General features: G+C 72.4%; 23 protein-coding genes and 1 pseudogene. 12 read left to right on the top strand and 12 right to left on the bottom strand.

Annotation, left to right across the window (positions count from 1 at the left end):
- Positions 1-44: 44 nt before the first annotated feature.
- The 5 genes and pseudogenes from OHV05_RS12520 to OHV05_RS12540 form a co-directional block, all read right to left on the bottom strand.
- Positions 45-380, bottom strand: coding sequence for a hypothetical protein (locus tag OHV05_RS12520; RefSeq protein WP_405017741.1), 336 nt, complete (start codon positions 378-380; stop codon positions 45-47).
- Positions 381-1,074: 694 nt separating this feature from the next.
- A pseudogene (locus tag OHV05_RS12525) lies at positions 1,075-2,298 on the bottom strand (diguanylate cyclase domain-containing protein); the annotation flags it as partial.
- 151 nt (positions 2,299-2,449) lie between these two features.
- Positions 2,450-3,559 (bottom strand): adenylate/guanylate cyclase domain-containing protein, encoded by a 1,110-nt coding sequence (locus tag OHV05_RS12530; protein WP_405017742.1) that lies wholly within the window; start codon positions 3,557-3,559, stop codon positions 2,450-2,452.
- A gap of 156 nt (positions 3,560-3,715) precedes the next feature.
- Positions 3,716-4,576: a biotin--[acetyl-CoA-carboxylase] ligase gene (locus OHV05_RS12535; RefSeq protein WP_405021448.1), complete on the bottom strand. Its 861-nt coding sequence runs from the start codon at positions 4,574-4,576 to the stop codon at positions 3,716-3,718.
- Positions 4,577-4,646: 70 nt separating this feature from the next.
- Positions 4,647-5,081 (bottom strand): nuclear transport factor 2 family protein, encoded by a 435-nt coding sequence (locus OHV05_RS12540; protein WP_405017743.1) that lies wholly within the window; start codon positions 5,079-5,081, stop codon positions 4,647-4,649.
- A gap of 281 nt (positions 5,082-5,362) precedes the next feature.
- Here OHV05_RS12540 and OHV05_RS12545 point away from each other — a divergent pair, with 281 nt between their 5' ends.
- From OHV05_RS12545 to OHV05_RS12560, 4 genes are all read left to right on the top strand, one after another.
- Entirely contained in the window at positions 5,363-6,955 is a 1,593-nt protein-coding gene (locus OHV05_RS12545) for an acyl-CoA carboxylase subunit beta (protein ID WP_405017744.1), read from the top strand.
- Positions 6,956-6,980: 25 nt separating this feature from the next.
- Positions 6,981-7,202, top strand: coding sequence for an acyl-CoA carboxylase subunit epsilon (locus OHV05_RS12550; protein WP_403040596.1), 222 nt, complete (start codon positions 6,981-6,983; stop codon positions 7,200-7,202).
- A 54-nt stretch (positions 7,203-7,256) separates the two neighbouring features.
- Positions 7,257-7,382, top strand: coding sequence for a morphogenic membrane protein MmpB (gene mmpB / locus OHV05_RS12555; RefSeq protein WP_405017745.1), 126 nt, complete (start codon positions 7,257-7,259; stop codon positions 7,380-7,382).
- A gap of 140 nt (positions 7,383-7,522) precedes the next feature.
- Positions 7,523-8,119, top strand: coding sequence for a nucleoside triphosphate pyrophosphatase (locus OHV05_RS12560; protein WP_405017746.1), 597 nt, complete (start codon positions 7,523-7,525; stop codon positions 8,117-8,119).
- A gap of 16 nt (positions 8,120-8,135) precedes the next feature.
- On the opposite strand, the gene OHV05_RS12565 is transcribed toward OHV05_RS12560, so the two are convergent.
- Positions 8,136-8,879 (bottom strand): alpha/beta hydrolase, encoded by a 744-nt coding sequence (locus tag OHV05_RS12565; protein ID WP_405017747.1) that lies wholly within the window; start codon positions 8,877-8,879, stop codon positions 8,136-8,138.
- A 269-nt stretch (positions 8,880-9,148) separates the two neighbouring features.
- Here OHV05_RS12565 and OHV05_RS12570 point away from each other — a divergent pair, with 269 nt between their 5' ends.
- Together OHV05_RS12570 and OHV05_RS12575 are read left to right on the top strand one after the other, a co-directional pair.
- A complete protein-coding gene (locus tag OHV05_RS12570) occupies positions 9,149-9,877 on the top strand; it encodes a hypothetical protein (protein ID WP_405017748.1) in 729 nt (242 codons plus the stop codon).
- 250 nt (positions 9,878-10,127) lie between these two features.
- Entirely contained in the window at positions 10,128-11,903 is a 1,776-nt protein-coding gene (locus tag OHV05_RS12575; protein WP_405017749.1) for an acetyl/propionyl/methylcrotonyl-CoA carboxylase subunit alpha, read from the top strand.
- 158 nt (positions 11,904-12,061) lie between these two features.
- On the opposite strand, the gene OHV05_RS12580 is transcribed toward OHV05_RS12575, so the two are convergent.
- The gene (locus OHV05_RS12580; RefSeq protein ID WP_405021449.1) at positions 12,062-12,955 is read right to left on the bottom strand and encodes a DeoR/GlpR family DNA-binding transcription regulator; all 894 of its coding nucleotides are present in this window, start codon (positions 12,953-12,955) and stop codon (positions 12,062-12,064) included.
- A gap of 223 nt (positions 12,956-13,178) precedes the next feature.
- Positions 13,179-14,633 carry an NAD(P)H-quinone dehydrogenase gene (locus tag OHV05_RS12585; RefSeq protein WP_405017750.1) on the bottom strand — a complete coding sequence of 485 codons (1,455 nt, stop codon included), beginning with the start codon at positions 14,631-14,633 and terminating at the stop codon, positions 13,179-13,181.
- Positions 14,634-14,793: 160 nt separating this feature from the next.
- On the opposite strand from OHV05_RS12585, the gene OHV05_RS12590 reads away from it, so the two are divergent.
- From OHV05_RS12590 to OHV05_RS12600, 3 genes are all read left to right on the top strand, one after another.
- A complete protein-coding gene (locus tag OHV05_RS12590) occupies positions 14,794-15,231 on the top strand; it encodes a gamma-glutamylcyclotransferase (protein ID WP_403040588.1) in 438 nt (145 codons plus the stop codon).
- Positions 15,232-15,350: 119 nt separating this feature from the next.
- Positions 15,351-16,193 carry a purine-nucleoside phosphorylase gene (locus OHV05_RS12595; RefSeq protein ID WP_221503670.1) on the top strand — a complete coding sequence of 281 codons (843 nt, stop codon included), beginning with the start codon at positions 15,351-15,353 and terminating at the stop codon, positions 16,191-16,193.
- 348 nt (positions 16,194-16,541) lie between these two features.
- Positions 16,542-18,227, top strand: a complete 1,686-nt coding sequence (locus OHV05_RS12600; protein ID WP_405017751.1) for a phospho-sugar mutase — start codon at positions 16,542-16,544, stop codon at positions 18,225-18,227.
- Positions 18,228-18,288: 61 nt separating this feature from the next.
- On the opposite strand, the gene OHV05_RS12605 is transcribed toward OHV05_RS12600, so the two are convergent.
- The 4 genes from OHV05_RS12605 to OHV05_RS12620 all read right to left on the bottom strand — a co-directional run bounded on the left by OHV05_RS12605 (position 18,289) and on the right by OHV05_RS12620 (position 21,196).
- Positions 18,289-18,960 carry a PH domain-containing protein gene (locus OHV05_RS12605; protein ID WP_405017752.1) on the bottom strand — a complete coding sequence of 224 codons (672 nt, stop codon included), beginning with the start codon at positions 18,958-18,960 and terminating at the stop codon, positions 18,289-18,291.
- Positions 18,961-19,041: 81 nt separating this feature from the next.
- Positions 19,042-19,779, bottom strand: coding sequence for an ABC transporter permease (locus tag OHV05_RS12610; protein WP_405017753.1), 738 nt, complete (start codon positions 19,777-19,779; stop codon positions 19,042-19,044).
- Positions 19,776-20,507, bottom strand: coding sequence for an ABC transporter ATP-binding protein (locus OHV05_RS12615; protein WP_405017754.1), 732 nt, complete (start codon positions 20,505-20,507; stop codon positions 19,776-19,778). Before OHV05_RS12615 ends, OHV05_RS12610 begins: the two co-directional genes overlap by 4 nt.
- Before the next feature lie 65 nt (positions 20,508-20,572).
- Positions 20,573-21,196, bottom strand: coding sequence for a TetR family transcriptional regulator (locus OHV05_RS12620; protein WP_405017755.1), 624 nt, complete (start codon positions 21,194-21,196; stop codon positions 20,573-20,575).
- 230 nt (positions 21,197-21,426) lie between these two features.
- On the opposite strand from OHV05_RS12620, the gene deoC reads away from it, so the two are divergent.
- The 3 genes from deoC to OHV05_RS12635 are packed head-to-tail and all read left to right on the top strand — an operon-like array spanning position 21,427 to position 24,786.
- Positions 21,427-22,413 carry a deoxyribose-phosphate aldolase gene (deoC, locus tag OHV05_RS12625; protein ID WP_403040654.1) on the top strand — a complete coding sequence of 329 codons (987 nt, stop codon included), beginning with the start codon at positions 21,427-21,429 and terminating at the stop codon, positions 22,411-22,413.
- A gap of 5 nt (positions 22,414-22,418) precedes the next feature.
- Positions 22,419-23,897, top strand: coding sequence for an aldehyde dehydrogenase family protein (locus OHV05_RS12630; RefSeq protein ID WP_405017756.1), 1,479 nt, complete (start codon positions 22,419-22,421; stop codon positions 23,895-23,897).
- On the top strand, positions 23,890-24,786 hold the full coding sequence (locus OHV05_RS12635; protein ID WP_405017757.1) for an aldehyde dehydrogenase family protein: 897 nt from the start codon (positions 23,890-23,892) through the stop codon (positions 24,784-24,786). The genes OHV05_RS12630 and OHV05_RS12635 overlap by 8 nt, the downstream gene beginning before the upstream one ends.
- The last annotated feature ends 90 nt before the right edge of the window (positions 24,787-24,876 follow it).

Below are 24,876 nucleotides of genomic sequence, written 5' to 3' on the forward strand. Positions count from 1 at the left end.
CCCCGTACCGGCCGGGGTCGCAGCGCCGCGACCCAGGCGTCAGGTCAGTGCCGGTCCTTGCCGCGCCGCTTCATCGCCAGCACCACCAGGATCACCGCGGCGGCCAGCAGGCCGAGCAGCACCAGGATGATCAGGATGCCGACGACCGACAGGCCCTTCTTCTTCTTGCTCTTGGACTTCGACTTGGCCAGCTCGGTGGTCGCGACCGTCCGGGTCACCGCGGGCGCGGCGACCACCAGCACGGCGTCGCTCGACTGCGCGCCCTGGACGGCCGTCAGGGTCAGGCTGTTCCGCGGCTGCACGCTCGCGTCGCCGGCACTGGCGGTGGTGGCGGTCAGCCCGCCGAAGGCGAGCGTCAGCGTGAGCAGTGTGGCAGCCATTCGTGTCCGCATGTTCCCCGTACCTCGTTCCCGCCCAGGCCCCTCCGGCTGGCGTTGCCGCCCACTGTGGCAGAGCGCGGGCCGCCGCGACAGCCTTGTACCGGAGCTGTGACGACCGCGGCCGGACCGCTCACGGCGGCGGCGAGGCGGGCCCGGCCAGCGCCACCGCCACCAGCGAGCGAAGGGCCGGGGCGATCTGCCCGAACGGCAGGGTGGCTTCGTCCGCGAAGAGCTCCAGCAGCCAGCCGCCCGCCGCGTTGCCGCCGCCCGCCGCGACCATCGCCTTGTAGCCGCTGACCATCATCATCGCCTCCTCGGCCGGGTCGTTCCCGGCCGCCCCGGCGCGCAGCGCGAACGCCCCGCCGCGCACCGTCCGGCGGGTCAGCGGGTAGTGACCGAGGTCGAAGACCGCGTCGGGCGCCTCGATCTGGGCCCGCTGGGTCTCCGCCCCCGTGCTGGTCGGACCGCTGGTCATCCGGTAGACCGCGTGCCGGGAGGTGCGCATGAACTGCGAGCCGGGCGGCACGTACGAGATCCACCAGCCGACCGCGTCCAGCAGCCGGGCCGCGGTCTCGGCGACCACGGCGAGCCGGCTGATGGTGTCGGCGGGGTGGCTGGCCCGGCCGGCCCCGCTCCGGTCCAGGGCACCGAGCACCACGGTGAGCAGTTGGCCCGGGTCCGCGCTGTGCGCGGCGCCGCGGAACCGGCGGCGGTCGGCGGCGCCGATCCGGCCGGGGCGCGGGCGGCCGTCGGCGCGGTGGTGCGGGTCGGCCGCGTCGGCGAGCAGCACCGTGGGGTCGGGCGAGAAGCCCGGACCGTGGCTGCGCCCGGCCACCACCGGGTGGGCGGACCGGGCGCCCTTGGCCCGGTACTGCGCGGCGTCGGCGAGCCGGAACAGCCGGTCGGGGGTGGTCACCGGGCCGATCGAGTCACCGGTGGAGGCGACCCCGCAGGCGACGCCCTCGCCGTCGGCCAGCTGCAGCGCGCGGGCGCACAGCTCCTCGGCCACCGCGACCACCTCGTCGGCCTTCTGGCCCTCCGCGAGCAGGCAGAACTCGTCCCCGCCGAGCCGGGCGGCGAGCGAGCCGGGGAGCCGGGCGGCGGCCAGCGAGAGCTGGTGGGCGAATCGTTCCAGCAGCCGGTCGCCGACCTCGTGCCCGAGCCGGTCGTTCACCCGCTTGAGGCCGTTGACGTCGCAGACCACCAGCGAGACCACGGTGCCGTCCCGGTTGTGCGCCTGCAGGGCGCCCTCCAGCCGGGCGTCCACCGCGCGGCGGTTGGCCAGGCCGGTGAGCGGGTCGGTGAAGGCCAGCCGGCGCAGGTCGGCCAGGCGTTCGGTGGCGGCCAGCCCGGCCGAGATCTGGGCGGCCAGCAGGGTGGCGTACTCGGCGTCGGAGTCGCTGAAGACGGCGAGCCCGAGCGTGCGGGCCAGGTAGAGCTCGCCCCAGGCCTGGCCGTGCAGCACGATCGGCGCGACCAGACAGCACTCCCGGCCGCGCCGGCGCAGACCGGCGGCGCGCTGCTGGCAGAACGCGCCCGCACCGGGGTGCGCGTGCGGACGGTGCGACTCGGTGCTCTCGGCGGTCTGCACCCAGGCGCGCGGCAGCCGCCCGGTGGTCCAGTGCTCCTCCAGGTAGGTGACGATCTCCGGGAAGTCGGCCACCGGGTAGGACTCGTCCTCGGGGAGTTCCTCCTCCCCCGCCGCCAGGTCGCCGTGGTTGACCAGCACCCGCAGCCGGCCGGACTCGCGGTCCCAGACCGAGACCGCCGCCATCGTCGCGCCGAGCGCGGTGGTGGCCCGGACGGCGGCCGCCCGGACCGCCTCCAGCGGGGTCAGCGCGCCCGCCATGTCCTGGGCCAGCTCGACCACCGCGCGCAACCGCCGGTCCGTCGACGGTGCCTGTACGCACTCCGCCATGGTCGCCTCGCTCACCGGCTCGCCTCGTCCCTGGTGCAGGTTGATCTGCCCGCTCTGCCCCAAGGTTATGACGCATTGTTGAGAGTTTGTCTGTTTTGTCGGGGAGCTTTCGGGGTGGACCCGGGGGAATCCGGTGCCCGGGCGCCCCGCATTACGGCAGGTGGGTGCGTCCGATCCGGGTGAGCAGCCACGGTTCGACCAGCCCCAGGCCGCGGACCGGGCGGCGCCACATCGGCTGCAGGTGGAACCGGTGCGGCCCGGCCTTCTCGGTGCCGTCAGGCTCCCCGGAGGGTTCGGCGGCGCCGCTGCCCTCCAGCGCGGCCGCGAACTCGCCGTCCAGCAGCACGGCGTCCTTGGGCGCGATCGAGGTCAGCCGGCTGGCCAGGTTGACCGTGGTGCCGAAGACGTCGCCCATCCGGGAGGTCACGGTGCCGAACGCCATGCCGACCCGCAGCGCCGGGATGTTCTCCGCGTCGGCCAGCGCCTCGACCAGGCTGAGCGCGATCTCGGCGGCGGTGGCCGGGTCCTCCGAGACGTACAGGATCTCGTCGCCGAGGGTCTTCACCACCCGGCCGCCGTGACCGGCGATCAGGTCGGAGCAGGTGTTCTCGAAGCTCTCCACCAGCTCGCCGAGCTCCTCCTCCTCCAGCCGCCGGGACAGCCGGGTGAAGCCGACCAGATCCGCGAAGCCGACCGCGAGCCGACCGCTGGTGATCTCGGTGTCCTCGGCGGCCTGCACCACCCGACCGGTGACGGCGGCGAGTTGACGCCGCCAGACGTACACCAGGAACTGCTCCAGCTCCGGCAGCAGCAGCTCGACCAGCGGGTAGGCCACCTCGGCCCTGGTCAGCCCGGGCTCGACGGCCTGGGTCAGGTTGTCCAGGAAGGTGTCCATCTGCCAGCCCGCCAGCCGGGCGGTGGTCTGGCCGGTGGAGCGGGCCACCTGGATCGCCATCGACTCGCTGAGCAGGCCGGACTCGACCAGGCCGGCCAGTCGGCGGAGCGCGATCACGTCGCCGTCGGTGAGCGCGCGGGACTGGCCGATGTCGGGGAAGCCCATCGCCCGCCAGAACCGGGTGGCCAGCTCCATCGGGACGTCGGCGGCCCGGGCGGCCTGGTACGGCGTGTATCTGCGCGGTGCGTCGAGGATCAGGCGCTCCAGGTCCAGCGCGACCGTCCGGCCGTCGTGGTCCGGCTCCTCGTCACCGCCGCCTGCGCGTTCCACCGGTCCGTCCCCGTGCGGTTGCCGCACTTGCCTCATGTCCTGCCTGTCCAGGGGCGACCGACCACCACGCGGGTAGTGGTGCGCCTCACACCGCTGCCAGGTGGAATCGTCGCACGGAATCCCCCGATCCGGGGCATCCGCCGGAGAGCCGACCACGGGCCGGACGCTCCCCCGTCCACGAGCCGGACGGTTTCAGAGCGCCTGCGGCCGTACGTGCACGACGTCCCCGGCGGCCACCGGCCGGCGGCTGCCGTCGGCCGTCCTGACCACCAGTCGGCCGTCCCCGTCGATCGCCACCGCCGCACCCAACAGCTCCCGGCCACCCGGCAGTTGGACCTTCACCTGGCGGCCCAGGGTGGTGCACCGGGCGGCGTACGCGGGCAGCAGCCCGCTCGCCTGCGGGTCACCCGCGGCGGCCACCCACTCGCCGTACAGCTCGGCGAACTCGCGCAGCAGCGACCGCAGCAGGGTCTCCCGGTCGGTCACCTCGGCCCCGGCCAGCGCCAGCGAGGTCGCGGTCGGCACCGGGAGCTCGTCCTCCCGCAGCGAGACGTTGACGCCGAGTCCGACCACCACCGCGCCGTCGCTCAGTTCGGTCAGGATGCCGCCGAGCTTGCGCTCGGCCCCGCCCACCGTGACCTGGAGGTCGTTCGGCCACTTCAGACCGGTGTCCACCCCGGCCACCCGGCTCAGGGTGGCCGCGGCCGCCACGCCGACCAGGATCGGCAGCCAGCCGTACCGCTCGATCGGGACGTCCTTGGGCCGCAGCAGCAGGGAGAGGAAGAGACCGGAGCGCGCGGGCGCCGACCACTGCCGCTCCAGCCGGCCCCGACCGGCCGTCTGTTCCTCGGCCACCAGCACCGCACCCTCGGCGGCGCCCGACCGGGACCGGGCCGCCAGGTCGGTGTTGGTCGAGCCGGTCTCGGCCAGCACCTCCAACGAGGTCCACAGCCCGCCCGGGGTCACCAGATCCCGCCGCAACGCGGCCTGGTCGAGCGGCGGCCGCTCCAGGTCGGTCCAGGGGGACGGCCCGTCGTGGCCGAAGCCACGCAGACCACTGCGGCGGGGACGGGGGTTCTCGGCGCTCTCGGTCACCGGGCCAGCGTACCGACCGGCCAACGGCTCAACCGGCTTCGCGCGGCCCGAAGATGCCGCGTTCCGCCTCGGTGATCGGCAGGTCGTTGATGCTCGCCTCCCGACGGCTCATCAGCCCGTCCTCGGCGAACTCCCACTGCTCGTTGCCGTGGCTGCGCCACCACTGGCCGGCCAGGTCGCGCCACTCGTAGCCGAACCGCACCGAGATCCGGTTGCCGGTGTACGCCCACAGTTCCTTGCGCAGCGCGTACTCCTGCTCCTTCGCCCACTTCCGGGTGAGGAACGCGACGATCTCCGCCCGCCCGGTGAGGAACTCGTCGCGGTTGCGCCAGACCGAGTCGGGCGTGTAGGCCAGTGCCACCCGCTCCGGGTCACGGGAGTTCCAGGCGTCCTCGGCCGCCCTGACCTTGGCGGCGGCACTCTCGGCGGTGAACGGCGGCAGCGGGGGCCGGGCAGCGGACATGACGGATCCTCACGGGTCGTGGCGGAAGACCGAACGACCCCAGCCTAACCTCTACTCATCGCCATAGGGGTTATAGCTGCGGATCGGGCCCGGCCCCGGCCCACCCGGCCGTGAGCCGCACCATGCTGCCGCAGGAACACGCCCGAGTGCACTGTGTCGCTGGCCATAACCGGAACGCCCCCTGGCTGGCTACGCTACCCAGCGGTAGTTCGCAGCGCCGCACCTGCCCTCACGCAGTCATGCACCCGGGAGCGGCCGATGGATCAGGGAGAGCCGACCGGATGACCGAGGCGTCGCACGACCCGCACACCACCGCCGGCAAACTCGCCAACCTGCGCCGCAGGATCGACGAGGCCGTGCACTCCGGCTCCGCCGCAGCCGTCGAGAAGCAGCACGCCAAGGGCAAGCTGACGGCCCGTGAGCGGGTCCAGGAGCTGCTGGACGAGGACTCCTTCGTGGAGTTCGACGAGTTCGCCCGGCACCGCTCGGTCAACTTCGGCCAGGAGAAGAACCGGCCGTACGGCGACGGCGTGGTGACCGGCTACGGCACCGTGGACGGCCGTCAGGTCGCGGTCTTCGCCCAGGACTTCACCGTCTTCGGCGGCTCGCTCGGCGAGGTGTTCGGCGAGAAGATCGTCAAGGTGATGGACTTCGCGCTGAAGACCGGCTGCCCGGTGATCGGCATCAACGACTCCGGCGGCGCCCGGATCCAGGAGGGCGTGGTCTCGCTCGGCCTGTACGGCGAGATCTTCCGCCGCAACGTGCACGCCTCGGGCGTCATCCCGCAGATCTCGCTGATCATGGGCCCGTGCGCGGGCGGCGCGGTCTACTCCCCCGCGATCACCGACTTCGTGGTGATGGCCGACCAGACCTCGCACATGTTCATCACCGGCCCCGACGTGATCAAGACCGTCACCGGCGAGGACGTCGGCATGGAGGAGCTGGGCGGCGCCCGCACCCACAACGCCAAGTCCGGCAACGCGCACTACCTCGCGGCGGACGAGAAGGAGGCGGTCGAGTACGTCAAGAGCCTGCTCTCCTACCTGCCCTCCAACAACCTCTCCGAGCCGCCGGCCTTCCCCGAGGAGGCCGACCTCTCGGTCACCGACGAGGACCTCGAACTCGACGCCCTGGTGCCCGACTCGGCGAACCAGCCGTACGACATGCACAAGGTGATCGAGCACGTCCTCGACGACGGCGAGTTCCTGGAGACCCAGCCGCTGTACGCGGGCAACATCCTCACCGGCTTCGGCCGGGTCGAGGGCCACCCGGTCGGCGTGGTCGGCAACCAGCCGATGGACCTGGCCGGCTGCCTGGACATCAACGCCAGCGAGAAGGCCGCCCGGTTCATCCGCACCTGCGACGCCTTCAACATCCCGGTGCTGACCTTCGTGGACGTCCCCGGCTTCCTGCCCGGCACCGAGCAGGAGTGGAACGGCATCATCCGACGCGGCGCCAAGCTGATCTACGCGTACGCCGAGGCGACCGTCCCGATGATCACCGTGATCACCCGGAAGGCCTTCGGCGGCGCGTACGACGTGATGGGCTCCAAGCACCTCGGCGCCGACCTCAACCTGGCCTGGCCGACCGCGCAGATCGCCGTGATGGGTGCCCAGGGCGCCGCGAACATCGTCTACCGCCGCGAGCTGGCCGAGGCCGCCAAGGCGGGCGAGGACGTCGACGCCCGCCGCGCCGAGCTGGTCGCCGAGTACGAGGACACCCTGCTCAACCCCTACCTGGCCGCCGAACGCGGCTACGTGGACGCGGTGATCGCACCGAGCGAGACCCGCCGGCACATCGTCCGGGGCCTGCGGGCGCTGCGCGGCAAGCGCGAGGTCCTGCCGCCGAAGAAGCACGGCAACATTCCGCTCTAGGCGTTCACGGGGAGATGATTGAGCTATGACTCCGATTCAGGTGCTGCACGGGCAGCCGACCCCCGAGGAGCTGGCCACCGTCCTGGCGGTGGTCTCAGCCCGGGCCGCCGCCACGCAGGCCGCCGCAACGGCGGCCCGCCGCGCGGGTGGTGGCCCGGCCTCCGCGTGGAACGACCGGGCCCGGCGGATGCGGCACACGCCGAAGCCCGGCCTGAACGTCTGGCGCACCTCCGGGTGGGCCGGCTGAGGTTGAGTATCCGTACTCAAGCGTTCCGGGTGGTCCCCGGCGCACCCTGAGAGGGTGCTCTGGTCAGACCCCCGGGACGAAACATCGGCCGAGGCCCGTCGCGCCCAGCAAATGCTGCGACGGGCCGGGCTGATGCTCGCGCTCCTCGCCCTGCTGATGGGCGTCCTGCTCCTGCTGTGAACGGTGCTCAGCCCCTGGGTAGTGCAAATGAACGCCCTGCAAAAGGCGCAGCCCGGAGCGTCTGCCCAAGGTGCAGCGCCGAGCCCCTGGCCGTAGATGCTCGAGCGCCTGACCGGAGTGCGGCCGTCTATGGTTTGCACATGAGCAACCGCGTACTCGTCCTCGCCTCCGCCTCGCCCGCCCGGCTGGGGCTGCTGCGGCAGGCGGGCCTCGACCCGCAGGTGATCGTGAGCGGGGTGGACGAGGACGCCCTGAGCGCCCCCACCCCCGCCGAGCTCGCGTTGGTGCTGGCCGAGGCCAAGGCCCGCGCGGTGGCGGGCGGGTTGACCGACGGTCAGCTGGTGGTCGGCTGCGACTCGGTGCTGGAGCTGGACGGACGGGCGCTCGGCAAGCCCACCGACCCGGCCGACGCACTGGCCCGCTGGCAGGCGATGCGCGGCCGCGAGGGCATCCTGCAGACCGGCCACTGCGTGATCGACTCCGCGACCGGCAAGGAGTCCTCGGCGACCGCCTCGACCACCGTCAGGTTCGGCACCCCGGACGACGCCGAGCTGGCCGCCTACATCGCCACCGGCGAGCCGCTGCACGTGGCCGGGGCGTTCACCCTGGACGGCCGCTCGGCGCCGTTCGTCGACGGCATCGACGGTGACCCGGGCAACGTGATCGGCCTGTCGCTGCCGCTGCTGCGACGGCTGCTGGCCGACCTCGACGTCCGGATCACCGACCTCTGGAGCTGAGGCTCCGCCGGGCGGCCTAGCTGCTCGGTGCGTTCTTCGCCAGGAAGGCGAGCAGGTCGGCCTTGGCGGTGCCCTGCGGGAGCAGCCGGGCGCCGTGGCTGCTGCCCTGGTAGATCTTCAGCTCCTTGACCGGGGCGGTGGCCGCCTTCGCCAGCTCGGCGGCGTTCTCGGCGAACGGCTGGTCGTTCTCCTGGGCGGCGACGAACAGCGGTGCCTTGATCCTGGCGATCGCCTCCACCCCGTTCCAACTGCCGAAGTAGGTGGGCGCGCTGAGGGTGACCACGGCGGCCACCGGGAGCGTGCCGGGGGCCGCGGCGGCGGCCAGCGAGCCGGTGCCGCCCTTGGAGGCGCCCACCAGGACCACCCGCTCGACGCCCTTGGCCTTGAGGTACTTCGCGGCCGCCTCGATGTCCAGCGGCAGGTCACCGGCCGAGGTGTAGGCCAGGGTTGCGTACCCGGCCTTGGTGAAGTCCTCGACGAACGGGATCCAGTCGCAGAGGGTGTCGCCGTTCTCGTGCGAGAACACCACCGCGACCTTGGCCCGGCCGGCGTCCGAGTCCTGGTAGTAGGCGTCCCGCTTGGCCACGCTGTCGAGCCCGAACGAGCCCTTGTCGGCCCGGTCCTGCGCCAGGCAGCCGTAGTCGGCGGCCTTCGGGGCGGACGACGGCGCGGCCGCGGCCGAGCCGTCGCTGCCGCAGCCCGCGAGCAGCAGGGTGGCGGCCAGCGCGCCGAGTGCGGGCACGACCGTACGGATCTTCATCTCTTCGACTCCCCCGTCGAGTTGACGACGGGCACCGGGCGGCGACCGTCGCCCGAAACGCTAGGGATCAAGGGGAATCGTCGTCAATGGTCCAGACCATCACGGTTGGACACCGGTCGAACCGGAGCCTCCGCCTCCGTTCCCGTCGTGCTGATCCGGACAGATCCTGGCCCGTACATCTGTTACCCGGAGCCACCCTCACCGGATCGGCCCGGCCGCTAGGCTGGCGCGGTCGTCGGATCGGGAAGGGACCAGGGAGGGACAGCGCGATGATCGACAGCCTGCTCAACCTGGTGCTCGGCCTGCTGGCCAGCGCGATCAGCGCCGGTCTCGGCTGGCTCGCCCACACCGTGCGGCGCCGCCGACGCCTCGGCCAGGTCCGGGAGTTCTTCGGCCTGCCCGGCGGCACCGAATGCCTGCTGGTGGTCAACCGGCACACTGCGGCGACGAGTTCGAAGAGCGTCTCGCGCAACGACGTGTACGCACTGATGGAGTTGGCCGCACTGGTCAGGGAGTGCGGCGCGCAGGCCGACCTCGTCGCGCACGACCAGGTCCGCCAGGGGCTGGGCGGGAAGGCCGAGTTCTGCCTCGGCGGCCCGGAGAGCAACGAGCGGACCGCCGCCCACCTGGCCAACTGGCTGCCCGGGGTGAGCTTCACCGCCGAGCCGGGGCCGCACTGGGCCAGCACCATCGCGGTGGGCGACGAGACCTTCCGGTTCGGCTCCGCCGACGGAACGCCGCGGGCGTACGTCCTGCTGGCCCGGGTGCACGCCGGCCCCGGCAGCCGCCCGGTCTTCCTGATAGCCGGCCAGACCGCGACCTCCAACCACGCGGCGGTCCGCTACCTGACCTCCCGCCACCGGCAGTTGGCCCACCGGCACGGCCGGGACGGCGGGTTCGCCCTGATGCTCCGGGTGGTCAACCCGGAGGCGTACGGGCCCGACGTGGTCGAACTCGCCTCGGATGTCACCGCCAAAGCCTTCGCGACGGCCGGCTGAGGTGGGCGGATGAACCGGACGGTGCAGGTGATGTGGTGAAGGCCACGGCGCGCCCGGAGCGTCCCAGCTCGGCTTCGGGCGCGCTATAGGCCGACCGCGTAACGTCCCCATCAGCGGCGCATGCCGCTCCGTATCCGGGTGATCACGAAATCGCGTCACGCTCCGTGTGGGCAAGCTCACCACCTGGGGCTACTCGCCGGTACACCCTCGCAATCCATAAACTCAACGTGGTTCAAGAAGGGAGCCAAACGTGCGCAAGGTGCTCATCGCCAACCGTGGCGAAATCGCCGTCCGAGTCGCCCGGGCCTGCTCGGATGCCGGTATCGCCAGCGTCGCCGTCTACGCCGAGCCGGACCGGGACGCCCTCCACGTCCGTGCGGCCGACGAGGCGTACGCGCTCGGCGGCGACACCCCCGCCACCAGCTACCTGGACATCGCCAAGGTGCTCCAGGCGGCGGCGGACTCCGGGGCGGACGCGGTCCACCCCGGCTACGGCTTCCTGTCCGAGAACGCGGACTTCGCGCAGGCCGTGCTCGACGCGGGCCTGACCTGGATCGGCCCCCCGCCGCAGGCGATCCGCGACCTCGGCGACAAGGTGACCGCCCGTCACGTCGCCCAGCGCGCCGGCGCCCCACTGGTGGCCGGTACGCCGGAGCCGGTCCAGGGTGCCGACGAGGTCGTGGTGTTCGCCCGCGAGCACGGCCTGCCGGTCGCCATCAAGGCGGCGTTCGGCGGCGGCGGCCGCGGCCTCAAGGTCGCCCGCACGCTCGAGGAGATCCCCGAGCTGTACGAGTCGGCGGTCCGCGAGGCGGTCGCCGCCTTCGGTCGCGGCGAGTGCTTCGTCGAGCAGTACCTGGACAACCCGCGGCACGTGGAGACCCAGTGCCTGGCCGACCGGCACGGCAACGTCGTGGTCGTCTCCACCCGTGACTGCTCGCTCCAGCGCCGGCACCAGAAGCTGGTCGAGGAGGCGCCCGCGCCGTTCCTGACGGACGAGCAGAACGCCGAGCTGTACCGGGCCTCCAAGGCGATCCTCCGCGAGGCGGGCTACGTCGGCGCCGGCACCTGCGAGTTCCTGGTCTCCCAGGACGGGCTGATCTCCTTCCTGGAGGTCAACACCCGGCTCCAGGTGGAGCACCCGGTCTCCGAGGAGGTCACCGGGATCGACCTGGTCCGCGAGATGTTCCGGATCGCCGACGGCGAGGAGCTCGGGTACGACGACCCGGAGATCCGCGGCCACTCGCTGGAGTTCCGCATCAACGGCGAGGACCCGGGCCGCAACTTCCTCCCGGCGCCCGGCACCGTGACGCTGTTCGCGCCGCCGTCCGGCCCCGGTGTCCGGCTGGACGCGGGCGTCGAGACCGGTTCGGTCATCGGCCCCGCCTGGGACTCGCTGCTGGCCAAGCTGATCGTCACCGGCGCCACCCGCAAGCAGGCGCTGCAGCGCGCCGCCCGGGCGCTCGCCGAGTTCAAGGTCGAGGGCATGGCCACCGCCATCCCGTTCCACCAGGCGGTCGTCACCGACCCGGCGTTCGCGCCGGAGGTGCACGGCGGCGAGGGCCCGTTCACGGTCTTCACCCGGTGGATCGAGACCGAGTTCGCCAACACCATCCCGGCCTTCACCGGCGGTGGCGCGGACGCGGACGAGGCCGACCAGCGGGAGACCGTGGTGGTCGAGGTCGGTGGCAAGCGGATCGAGGTCTCGCTGCCCTCCTCGCTCGGGGTCTCCTCCGCTCCGGCGGCCGGTGCCTCGGCGACCGGCAAGGCCAAGCGCCGGGTCGGCGCCAAGAAGGCCGGCGCGGCGGCCGGCGGTGACACGCTGGCCTCGCCGATGCAGGGCACGATCGTCAAGGTCGCCGTCGAGGAGGGCCAGGTGGTCGCCGAGGGCGAGCTGATCGTGGTCCTGGAGGCGATGAAGATGGAGCAGCCGCTCAACGCCCACAAGGCGGGCACCGTCACCGGCCTCAAGGCCGAGGTCGGTGGCAGCGTGAGCAGCGGTGCGGTGCTCTGCGAGATCAAGGACTGATCCGTCCGAGCCATGGCGTAGCCAGGGGCTCGGGGAACGGCGACGCTACGTGGCGCGCGGGTCAACAGGCGAAAGTGCCTGACCACCTACGCACCGGTGACCTTTTCCGGGGTCGGCGTCGCAGTTCCCCGAGCCCCTGTTGCGCTGGATCATGTGCCTCAGCGCGCACGCGGGGCACTCAATTCCGCGAGGCGGCCCGGGAGTTGGTGGGCCGGGCGGCGCTGTCCGGGGAGTGGGGCGGGGCGGCGGGGGGCGGCGTTGACCGGGGCGGACTGCTGGTGCGCCGAGGACGTGTCGGCCGGGGCGCCGAGCGGGGCGATCGAGATCTGCACGCCACAGTCGGCGAGCGCGTCCAGCTCGCGGGCGGTCGGGTCCGTCCCGGCGGCCTGCTCGTCCGTCACCAGGCGGGTGATCGCCTCGGTCGGGACGGTCTGGAACATGGTGTCCGCGCCGAGCTTGGTGTGGTCGGCGAGGACGATGACCTCGGCAGCCGACTGCACCAGTGCCCGGTCCACGCTCGCGGAGAGCATGTTGGTGGTGGAGAGCCCGCGCTCGGCGGTCAGCCCACTGCCGGAGATGAAGGCCTTGGAGACCCGCAGCCCGTGCAGCGACTGCTCCGCCCCGCTGCCCACCAGGGCGTAGTTGGAACCGCGCAGCGTACCGCCGGTCATCACCACCTCCACCCGGTTGGCGTGGGCCAGCGCTTGGGCGACCAGCAGCGAGTTGGTGACCACCGTCAGCCCGGGGACCCGGGCCAGCCGACGGGCCAACTCCTGGGTGGTGGTGCCCGCGCCGACCACCACGGCGTCCCCCTCCTCGACCATCGAGGCGGCGAGATCGGCGATCGCGCTCTTCTCGGCGGCCGCGAGATGGGTCTTCTGCGGATAGCCGGGCTCCCTGCTGAAGCCGCCGGGGAGCACCGCGCCGCCGTGCCGGCGGTCGAGCAGCCCTTCGGCCTCCAGCGCCCGTACGTCCCGACGTACGGTGACTTCGGAGGTCTGGACGACGCGGGCCAACTCGCGGAGCGATACCGCTCCGTTGGCGCGCACCATTTCGAGGATCAACTGGCGACGTTCTGCAGCAAACACAGAACCGACGGTAACTGAATGACCGTCTGCTTTCAGGCGTTTGCAGCTGGTATCGGGAAATGCTCACCTCGGAGCAGCGCGCGACCGTACAATACGCGCCGTCAGCTACCGGGGGTCACGCTGGGCCGGGCGGGTGAGACGGCAGAGGCGGCCGCCGTCGGCGACCGCCCCAACTCCGTTCCGCAGCTCAGGAGTCCGAGTCCTCCCGCTTGCGGATGTGCAGCTGGCGGGCGGCCTCGGCGGTGGAGCCGGAGAGCGACGGGTAGACCGTGAAGGCACCGGCCACCTGTTCGACCGTCAAGTTGTTGTCCACGGCGAGCGAGATCGAATGGATGAGTTCGCTGGCCCGCGGCGCGACCACCACACCGCCCACCACGATGCCGGTGCCCGGGCGGCAGAGCAGCTTCACGAAGCCGTCCCGGATGCCCTGCATCTTGGCCCGCGGGTTGCCGCGCAGCGGGAGCTTGATCGCGATCGCGTCCATCTTCCCGCAGGAGACGTCGGTGGCGGTGTAGCCGACCGTGGCGATCTCCGGGTCGGTGAAGACGTTGGAGGCCACCGTCTTCAGGTTGAGCGGCTGCACCGCGTCGCCGAGCACGTGGTACATCGCGATCCGGCCCTGCATCGCGGCGACCGAGGCGAGCATGAAGACGCCGGTGCAGTCGCCGGCCGCGTAGACGCCGGGGGCGCTGGTCCGGGAGACCCGGTCGACCTGGATCTGGCCCCAGTCGTTGAGCTTGACCCCGGCCTCCTCCAGGCCGAGACCGGCGGTGTTCGGCACCGAGCCGACCGCCATCAGGCAGTGGGTGCCCTCGATCACGGTGCCGTCGGCGAGGGTGACCTCGACCCGGTCGCCGAGCCGCTTGGCGCTCTCGGCCCGCGAACGGCTCATCACGTTCATGCCGCGCCGGCGGAACACCTCCTCCAGCACCTCGGCGGCGTCCGGGTCCTCGCCGGGCAGCACCCGGTCGCGGGAGGAGACCAGGGTGACCTTGGAGCCGAGTGCCTGGTACGCACCGGCGAACTCGGCGCCGGTGACGCCGGAGCCGACCACGATCAGCTCGCGCGGCAGCTCCTCCAGCTCGTAGACCTGGGTCCAGTTCAGGATCCGCTCGCCGTCCGGCTGGGCGTCCGGGAGCTCCCTGGGGTGCACGCCGGTGGCGATCAGCACCGCGTCGGCCCGGAGCGTCTCGGTCGAGCCGTCGGCGCCGTCCACGATCACCTCGCGGGAGCCGTCCGCCGCCTGGCCGCCGGGGCCGAGCCGGCCCTTGCCGCGCAGCACGGTGACGCCGGCCCGGGTGACCGACTGGGTGATGTCGTGCGACTGGGCGATGGCCAGCCGCTTCACCCGTCGGTTGACCTTGCCGAGGTCGACCCCCACCACCCGGGCCGATCCCTCGATCGGCGGGGTGTCGTCCGCGACGATGATGCCCAGCTCCTCGTACGAGCTGTCGAAGGTGGTCATCACCTCCGCCGTCGCGATCAGGGTCTTGGACGGCACGCAGTCCGTCAGCACCGCCGATCCGCCCAGACCGTCGCGGTCGACAACGGTCACCTCCGCGCCGAGCTGGGCGGCCACGAGGGCCGCCTCATATCCGCCGGGTCCGCCACCGATGATCACGATCCGAGTCACGGGCACCATTGTCCCGTACGCCGGGACCGGCGCCACGCCGGGGGCGTCGCCTTGTGCTCAGCTCCGATCGGAGCCGGTCGGAAAGTGTCCGGAATACGTGTTCGGACGGACCGTCAGAAGCTCCGTACCCGCTCCCTTGCGAGCGCCGCTCTCCCGTAAGGTGACGCCCATGCCCCTCTACGCCGCGTACGCCACGAACCTCGACGCCCGGCAGATGAGCCGCCGCGCCCCCCACTCGCCGCTGCGCGGCACGGGGTGGCTGGACGGCTGGCGCCTGACCTTCGGCGGCGAGCAGCTGGGCTGGGAGGGCTCACTGGCCACCGTGGTGGAGGACGAGAAGGACCAGGTCTTCGTCTCGCTGTACGACGTCGCGCCGATGGACGAGGACGGTCTCGACCGCTGGGAGGGCGTGCAGCTCGGGATCTACCGGAAGATCCGACTCCGGGCGCACACCCTGGACGGGGACATCCCGGTCTGGACGTACGTGCTGAACGACTGGGAGGGCGGGCTGCCCGCCGCCCGCTACCTGGGCATGGTCGCGGACGCGGCGGAGAGCGCCGGCGCACCGCACGACTACGTGCTGGACCTGCGGCGACGGCCCTGCTGACGACCGGCTTGTAGGACTGTCCGAACAGAGCGGCCCGTAGCGGGTGTTCGTTTGGGTCTCTAGGTCATCCGGGTAACGATCCGGCATGGTTAACCGGGTATGTCTACGCGCGTAGGCGAATGCCGTCTATTCTCGGTGACGTGAACGCATCTCCTCAGTCCAACGTCTCCGCCGACCCCTACGCCGCCGCTCAGGCGGCCGCCGCGCGTCTGCGTGAGCTGACCGGTGCCGAGCGCCACGACGTCGCCCTGGTGATGGGCTCCGGCTGGGTGCCGGCTGCCGACGCCCTCGGCGAGACCGTGGCTGAGTTCCCGGTCACCGACCTGCCCGGCTTCCCGGCCCCCGCCGTCGCGGGTCACTCCGGCAAGATCCGCTCGGTGAAGATCGGCGACAAGCGCGCGCTGATCTTCCTCGGCCGCAACCACTACTACGAGGGCCACGGCGTGGCCACCGTGGTGCACGGCGTCCGCACCGCCGTCGCGGCGGGCGTCGAGACCGTGGTGCTGACCAACGGCTGCGGCGGTCTGCGCGAGGGCTGGGTGCCCGGTCAGCCGGTGCTGATCAGCGACCACATCAACCTCACCGCGGACTCCCCGATCGTCGGCGCCAACTTCGTCGACCTCACCGACCTGTACTCCAAGCGGCTGCGCGAGCTCTGCCGCGAGGTGGACTCCTCCCTCGACGAGGCCGTCTACGTGCAGTTCCGCGGCCCGCACTACGAGACCCCGGCCGAGATCGGCATGGTCCGGGCGATCGGCGGCGAGCTGGTCGGCATGTCCACCACGCTGGAGGCGATCGCCGCCCGCGAGGCCGGCGCCGAGGTGCTGGGCATCTCGCTGGTCACCAACCTGGCGGCCGGCATCACCGGCGAGCCGCTGAATCACGAAGAGGTGCTGGAGGCCGGCAAGGCCAGCGCCGAGCGGATGGGCGCGCTGCTGGCCAAGGTCCTTGAGCGGATCTGACCGTCGTCTGACGCAGAATCAGTAAGACCGACCGGCACATGGTGGGCGGGTGAAGGAGCGCCCGCCGCGTCAGCGGCTGATGTCTCTGCAGGGTGCGTGCCTCGGCGGTGCGGAGGAGGGAGTCCATGCGGAGCATCGGCGACCGACGACAAACCGGCGAGGTACGCACCCTGGCGCCGCGACGCCGCCCACCATGTGCCGGTCGGTCCAATCCGGAGCCGTCGCACCGAGGTGGTGCCCGGCCCGGTGGGACGCTCCTCGTGGAGCCGGTCGCACCGGGCCGGGCACCCGCTCTCCGGGCGGCGGCTCCGTCTCTTTCCCACTCACCCTCAGAGGGAGCTGGCAGCAATGTCCCAGGCACCGACCACCGACCTCCTCGCCCGCGCCCGGACCTGGCTCGCCGAGGATCCGGACCCGGACACCCGGGAGGAGCTGACCGCGCTGCTGGCCGCCGCCGAGGGTGACCCCGAGGCCGACGGGCGGATCGCCTGGTCCCGGCTGGCCGAGCGCTTCAGCGACCGGCTCCAGTTCGGCACCGCCGGCCTGCGCGGTGAGCTGGGCGCGGGCCCGATGCGGATGAACCGCGCCGTGGTGATCCGGGCCGCCGCCGGCCTGGTCGCGTACGTGAAGGCCGAGCAGCTCGGTGACCTGGTGGTGATCGGCTACGACGCCCGGCACAAGTCGTACGACTTCGCCCGGGACACCGCCGCCGTGGTGGTCGGCGCCGGGCTCCGGGCCGCGCTGCTGCCGCGCGCACTGCCCACCCCGGTGCTGGCCTTCGCCGTCCGCCACCTGGGTGCGGCGGCCGGCGTCACCGTGACCGCCAGCCACAACCCGCCGCAGGACAACGGCTACAAGGTCTACCTGGGCGACGGCTCGCAGATCGTCCCGCCCGCCGACGCGGGCATCGCCGCCGAGATCGACGCGATCGTCTCGCTGGACCAGGTGCCGCTGGCCGAGGACGGCTGGGAGGTGCTCGGCGAGGACGTGGTCGAGGCGTACCTGGACCGTGCCGTCACCGTGCTCGACCCGGCCGGGCCCCGCGACCTCGACGTGGTCTACACCCCGATGCACGGCGTCGGCCGGGACACCCTGGTGTCCGCCTTCAAGCAGGCCGGCTTCCCGGCCCCGACCGTGGTGGCCGAACAGGCCGAGCCCGACCCGGACTTCCCCACCGTGGCCTTCCCCAACCCGGAGGAGCCGGGCGCGATGGACCTCGCGTTCCGCACCGCCGCCTCGGTCGGGCCCGACCTGGTGATCGCCAACGACCCGGACGCGGACCGCTGCGCGGTCGCCGTCGCGGACAACGGCGGGTGGCGGATGCTGCGCGGCGACGAGGTGGGCGCACTGCTCGGCGCCGCCCTGGTCGCCAAGCACGCCAGCGGCACCTTCGCCACCACCATCGTCTCCTCCACCCTGCTCGGCCGGATCGCGGCGGCGGCGGGCCTCGGCTACGCCGAGACGCTGACCGGCTTCAAGTGGATCTCCCGCGCGGACGACCTGCGGTACGGCTACGAGGAGGCGCTCGGCTACAGCGTCGACCCCGAGGGCGTCCGCGACAAGGACGGCATCACCGCCGCCCTGCTGGTCGCCGAACTCGCCGCCACCCTCAAGCGGTCCGGCCGCACGCTGACCGACCTGCTGGACGACCTGGCGCTGGAGCACGGCCTGCACGCCACCGACCAGCTGTCCGTCCGGGTGGACGACCTCTCGCTGATCGCGAATGCCATGCAGCGCCTGCGCGACCAGCCGCCGACCCTGCTGGCCGGTCTGAAGGTGACCCGCGCCGACGACCTGACGGCCGGCACGGCCGAGCTGCCGCCGACCGACGGCCTGCGCTACTACCTGGCCGGTTCCGAGGTCACCGCCGCCCGCATCGTGGTCCGCCCGTCCGGCACCGAGCCCAAGCTCAAGTGCTACCTGGAGGTCGTCCTCCCGGTCGCCACCGCCGCCGACCTGGTCGGCAGCCGGGCGCGGGCAACGGAGCTGCTCGACGCGATCAAGCGCGACCTGGCGGCGGCCGCCGGCATCTGACGGCCCGTGCACACCACGGTGCCCGGCCCCCGGCGGGGGCCGGGCACCGTGGTGTGCACGGTCAGTTGGTGGCGAGGATCAGGGTGACCAGGGTGACCAGGCCGATCACGGCGGGCGCGATGATCCACCAGCACCAGCCGACCGTCACCGGGCCGGCCGCGGCGGGGCTGCCGGCGTTCCGCTCGGCGATCTCCAGCAGGGTGTTGACCACCTGGTCGGACCAGGCCTTGGTGGGGTCCGGCCGGCCCGACCGCATCGGGTTGACCAGACCGGCACTGCGGGAGGACCGGGGGTCGTCGGCGGCCGCGGCCCGGGAGGCCGCCCGGGTGGCCTTCTTGCGGGCCCGGAGGGACACCGGGACGGCCCAGACCTGGTACTTCTTGCCACCGGCGAAGAGCTCCACCGAGTAACCGGCCCGGATGCCCTCCACCGCGGCCCACGGCACGTGCACGGTCCGGAACGGGTTGCGGACCAGCAGCCGGGAGTCGCTCGCCAGCACCGCGGGCCGGATCGTGTAGGCGATCACCGGGAAGACGAAGACCGGGGCGCAGGCCAGCGCGACCCAGGGGGTCCGGCCCGTGCCGGTGAGCAGCGCGTCGATGATCAGCCAGGCGGCCACGGCCAGCAGCAGAACGCCGGAGATCACGCCCGGCACGGAGCGGTAGACGCGGTCGGCGTACTTGGGCTCGGAGGCGGCGGTGCCCGGGTCGGGCTTGCCGTCGGATTCGGTCATGGGGCCGATTCTGCACCATGCCTCACACCCGGCGCCGGGAGGAGCGGCCGCTCAGCCCGGCGCCGGGGACCCGACGACCCGTCAGGCCGTACGACGCCGTAGGGTGGCCGCCCCGAGGGTGAGGGCCAGCAGCACGCAGCCGCCGATCACCGCCAGGTCGCGAACCAGGTCGCCGGTGACGTCCGGGCCGGTGCTGAGGTGGTCCATCGCGTCCACCGCGTACGAGAGCGGGAGCACGTCGGAGACCCAGCGGAGCACGGGGGCCATCGCGTCCCTGGGGACGAACAGGCCGCAGAGCAGCAGCTGCGGGAGGATCACCGCCGGGAGGAACTGGACGGCCTGGAACTCGGTCTCGGCGAACGCGGAGACCAGCAGGCCGAGCGCCATCCCGAGCAGTCCGTCGCCGACCGCGACCGCGAAGACCAGCCAGGTCGGGCCCTGGATGTCGAGGCCGAGCAGGCCGAGGGTGAGCGCGGACGCCAGCGCGGCCTGGACCAGGGCGACCAGGCCGAAGGCGATCGCGTAGCCGAGCAGCAGGTCGAGCTTGCCGAGCGGCATGGTGAGCAGGCGCTCCAGGGTGCCGCTGGTGCGTTCCCGGAGCATCGCGACCGAGGTGACCAGGAACATCACCAGCAGCGGGAAGATGCCCAGCAGGGCACCGCCGACCTGGTCGAAGACCCGGGACTGCCCGTCGAACATGTACCGGAGCAGGGTGAGCAGCAGGCAGGGCACCACCAGCAGCATCGCCAGGGTCCTCGGGTCGTGCCGGAGCTGGGCCAGCACGCGGCGGGCGGTGGCCAGGGTGCGGCGGAGGTTCACGAGGTGCTCCCGACCAGGCTGAGGAAGGCGGCGTCCACGTCGGCGGCGCCGGTCCTGGCGAGCAGGCCGGCCGGGGTGTCGGCGGCCAGCAGGCGGCCGTCGCGCATCAGCAACAGCCGGTCGCAGCGGACCGCCTCGTCCATCACGTGGCTGGAGACCAGCAGGGTGCTGCCCGCGTCGGCGAGGTCCCGGAAGAGCTGCCAGAGGTCGCGGCGGAGCACCGGGTCGAGGCCGACCGTCGGCTCGTCCAGGACCAGCAGCTCGGGGCGGCCGAGCAGTGCGGCGGCCAGCGAGACCCGGGCCCGCTGGCCACCGGAGAGCCGGGCCGCGCGGTGGTCCCGGTGGGCGGTGAGGCCGACCGCCGCGGCCACCCGGTCCGGGTCGCCGGCCGGGGCACCGAGCACGGCGGCGAAGTAGCGCAGGTTCTCGGCCACGGTGAGGTCGCCGTAGACGGACGGGGCCTGGGTCAGGTAGCCGATCCGGCTGCGCAGTCCGGCGCTGCCGGCCGGTGCCCCGAGCACCTCGACCCGGCCGCCCGAGATCCGCTGCACACCGACGATCGAGCGCAGCAGGGTGGTCTTGCCGCAGCCGCTCGGCCCGAGCAGTCCGGTGACCGAGCCGGCCGGGACCTCCAGGTCGAGGCCGTGCAGGACGGGGTGGCCGCCCCGGACGACCGTGAGGCCGCTGGTCCGGATGGCGGGCGCCGGGCCCGCCGAAGAATTCATCATGTGATGAGTTTCTCGCTGCGGACCGGTGCCGTCAAGCAGTACGGCCGAAGGTTCCGGACCGCGCGTCAGGCGCCGCCGAGGTACCCCTGGAAGGTCGGCGCCAGCAGCGGGACCAGCTCCTCCCGGGTCGCCGAGGCCAGCGGCTCGACTCCGATCACGTACCTGGCCATCGCCAGCCCGATGATCTGGGACAGCATCAGCTCCGTCCTCAACTCCGGCTGGTCGATGTCGAGTTCGGCAGCAGCCCGGCGGACGAGCTCCTCCAGTACGAAGCCGCGCATCAGCTCCGCGACCTGCTCGGTGGTGGCCGCCGCCCGGATCAGCGCGAGCAGTCGGTCCAGCACTCCCGGCTGCTCCCAGAGCGTCAGCACGAAGCCCGCCACCCGCTCACCGACGGTCGCCCGGTCACCCGCCAGCACCTGTTCCACCACCGTTCTCGGATCGACCGGGAACTCCAGCGCAGCCAGGAACAGCCGGTCCTTGCTGCCGAAGTAGTGGTGCAGCAGCGCCGCGTCCACCCCGGCGGTCCGGCCGATCGCCCGCATGCTCGCCTTCTCGTACCCACGCGCGGCGAACTCGGCCCGGGCCGCCTCCAGCACGGTCCGGCGGGTGTCGGTCGATCCGGGGCGACGGCCGGGCCGCTTGCGCGGGGCCGGGCTTGGCACGGCGGGCTGCTCTGCTGAGGTCACCCGGTCATTGTCGCCGGGCGGCGACTCCTCGGGTGAGCCGAAAGCTCTCCCTCCGCACGCGAGCGACCGGAGCCGCACCATCCGCGATCCCGGAGAGCCTGACCCGGGTGACGCGCGAGGTGCCAGAGAGGCGTGAGCAACCGGGCCCGCCGGGGGAGATATCGGTCCAGCATCGAAAGTGGGTGGGCCTAGCGCATCGCTACGCGCGTAGATATGCTGGTCTGGTGACTATGTCCACTGTTGCAGCCAATGCCCCCGGCGCTGCGGGCGGCGGCCTTGAGGACGTTGCGGCGTCCGAGGCCTCGCTCCGCCGCTTTCTGCACGGCCTGCCCGGCGTCGACGCCGTCGGCCTGGAAGCCCGCGCCGCCACTCTCGGTACTCGATCGATCAAGACCACGGCGAAGGCGTACGCCATCGACCTGGCGATCTCGATGATCGACCTGACCACGCTGGAAGGCGCGGACACCCACGGCAAGGTGCGCGCCCTGTGCACCAAGGGCCGGAACCCCGACCCGACCGACCCGAGCGCCCCCCGGGTCGCCGCGATCTGCGTCTACCCGGACATGGTCGCCACCGCCAAGGCCGCCCTCGCGGGCACCGACATCCAGGTGGCCTCGGTCGCCACCGCCTTCCCGGCCGGGCGCGTCGCGCTGCCGGTGAAGCTGGCCGACACCGCCGACGCGGTGGCCGCCGGGGCGGACGAGATCGACATGGTGATCGACCGGGGGGCCTTCCTCTCCGGCCGGTACCTGGACGTCTTCAACGAGATCGTCGCGGTCAAGCAGGCGTGCCGGCGGGCCGACGGCACCGCCGCCCACCTCAAGGTGATCTTCGAGACCGGCGAGCTGCAGACGTACGACAACGTCCGCCGCGCCTCCTGGCTCGGGATGCTGGCCGGCGCCGACTTCATCAAGACCTCCACCGGCAAGGTCGCCGTCAACGCGACCCCGCCGGTCACCCTGCTGATGCTGGAGGCCGTCCGCGACTTCAGGCAGCAGACCGGCGTGCAGATCGGCGTGAAGCCGGCCGGTGGCATCAAGACCACCAAGGACGCCATGAAGTACCTGGTGATGGTCAACGAGACGCTCGGCGACGACTGGCTGTCCCCGCACTGGTTCCGTTTCGGCGCCTCCAGCCTGCTCAACGACCTGCTGATGCAGCGTCAGAAGCTGACCACCGGCCGGTACTCCGGTCCCGACTACGTGACGGTGGACTGATCCCCATGGCCAAGAACAAGCAGCCGCAGCAGGCCGAGGCCCCCAAGGGCGGTCTCTTCAGCTACGCCCCCGCGCCCGAGTCGCCGGCCGCCGCCGGTGAGATCGCCACCTCGTACGGCCACTTCATCGGCGGCGAGTTCGTCGACTCCTCCGGCAGCGAGGCGCTGAAGACCGTCAACCCGGCCACCGAGCAGGTGCTGGCGGAGTTCGCGCAGGGCACCGACGAGGACGTGGAGCGCGCGGTCGCCGCCGCCCGCAAGGCGTTCACCGACTGGTCGGCACTGCCGGGCAGCGAGCGGGCCAAGTACCTGTTCCGGATCGCCCGGATCATCCAGGAGCGCTCGCGCGAGCTGGCGGTGCTGGAGTCGATCGACAACGGCAAGCCGATCCGGGAGACCCGGGACGTCGACCTGCCGCTGGTCGCCGCGCACTTCTTCTACTACGCGGGCTGGGCCGACAAGCTCGACTTCGCGGGCTACGGCGCCAACCCGAAGCCGCTCGGCGTGGCCGGCCAGGTCATCCCGTGGAACTTCCCGCTGCTGATGCTGGCCTGGAAGATCGCGCCCGCGCTGGCCACCGGCAACACCGTCGTGCTGAAGCCGGCCGAGACCACCCCGCTGACCGCGCTGCGGTTCGCCGAGATCTGCCGCCAGGCCGGTCTGCCCAAGGGCGTGGTCAACATCGTCACCGGTGACGGCCGCACCGGCGCCGCGCTGACCTCGCACCCGGACGTCAACAAGGTCGCCTTCACCGGCTCGACCCCGGTCGGCCGGGCGATCGCCAGGCAGCTCGCCGGCAGCCGGAAGAAGCTCTCGCTGGAGCTCGGCGGCAAGGCCGCGAACATCGTCTTCGACGACGCGCCGATCGACCAGGCGGTCGAGGGCATCGTGAACGGCATCTTCTTCAACCAGGGCCACGTCTGCTGCGCGGGCTCCCGCCTGCTGGTCCAGGAGTCGATCCAGGACGAGCTGCTGGACGCGCTGAAGCGCCGGATGGGCACCCTGCGGGTCGGCGACCCGCTGGACAAGAACACCGACATCGGCGCCATCAACTCGGCCGCGCAGCTCGCGCGGATCACCGAGCTGTCGGCGGCGGGCGAGGCCGAGGGCGCCGAGCGCTGGGCCCCGGAGTGCGAACTCCCGGGCGCCGGTTACTGGTTCCGCCCGACCCTGTTCACCGGTGTCTCGCAGGCCCACCGGATCGCCCGCGAGGAGATCTTCGGCCCGGTGCTGTCGGTGCTGACCTTCCGCACGCCCACCGAGGCGGTCGAGAAGGCCAACAACACCCCGTACGGGCTGTCGGCGGGTATCTGGACCGAGAAGGGCTCGCGCATCCTCTGGATGGCGAACCAGCTCAAGGCCGGTGTGGTCTGGGCCAACACCTTCAACAAGTTCGACCCGACCTCGCCGTTCGGCGGCTACAAGGAGTCGGGCTACGGCCGCGAAGGCGGTCGCCACGGCCTGGAGGCGTACCTCGATGTCTGAGACCACCCTGAGCGTCTTCAAGACCTACAAGCTGTACGTCGGCGGGAAGTTCCCGCGCTCCGAGAGCGGGCGGGTGTACGAGGTGTCCGACTCCAAGGGCCAGTGGCTCGCCAACGCTCCGCTCGGCACCCGTAAGGACACCCGGGACGCGGTGCTCGCGGCCCGGGCGGCCGTCAAGGGCTGGGCCGGCACCACCGCGTACAACCGCGGCCAGGTGCTGTACCGGATCGCCGAGATGCTGCAGGGCCGCCGCGAGCAGTTCGCCGCCGAGGTGGCGCTCGCCGAGGGCATCGGGGCCAAGAAGGCCGCCGCCCTGGTGGACGCCGCGATCGACCGCTGGGTCTGGTACGCGGGCTGGACCGACAAGGTCGCGCAGATCGCGGGCAGCTCCAACCCGGTGGCCGGGCCGTTCTTCAACCTCTCCACCCCGGAGCCGTCCGGCGTGATCGGCGTGGTCGCGCCGCAGTCCGGGACGGGCTTCTCCTTCCTCGGGCTGGTCTCGGTGATCGCCCCGGCGATCGCGGCGGGCAACACCGTGGTGGTCGCGGCCGCCGCCGACGCACCGCTGCCCGCGCTCTCGCTGGGCGAGGTGCTGGCCACCTCGGACCTGCCGGGCGGCGTGGTCAACCTGATCTCCGGGAAGACCGCCGACATCGCCCCGACGCTGGCCTCGCACCAGGACGTCAACGGCCTGGACCTGGCCGGCGCGATCGCGACCGAAGGCCCCGGCGCGGCGGTCGAGCTGGAGGTGCTCGCCGCGGATACTCTGAAGCGAGTCATCCGCCCGGCGGTCGACCAGGTGGCATTGGACTGGACCAATGCGCCCGGAACCGAGCGGCTACTCTCGTTCCTGGAGACCAAGACGGTCTGGCACCCGATGGGTATCTGACCCTCCCGCAGGGAAAACTCCACACAGACTGGCCGTCCCCAGTGCCCTACCCCCCCCCGGGGCCCGGACGTGCCACAGACGGGCCCGCAC

This window comes from Kitasatospora sp. NBC_00070, from assembly GCF_045041205.1.
GTDB lineage: Bacteria > Actinomycetota > Actinomycetes > Streptomycetales > Streptomycetaceae > Kitasatospora.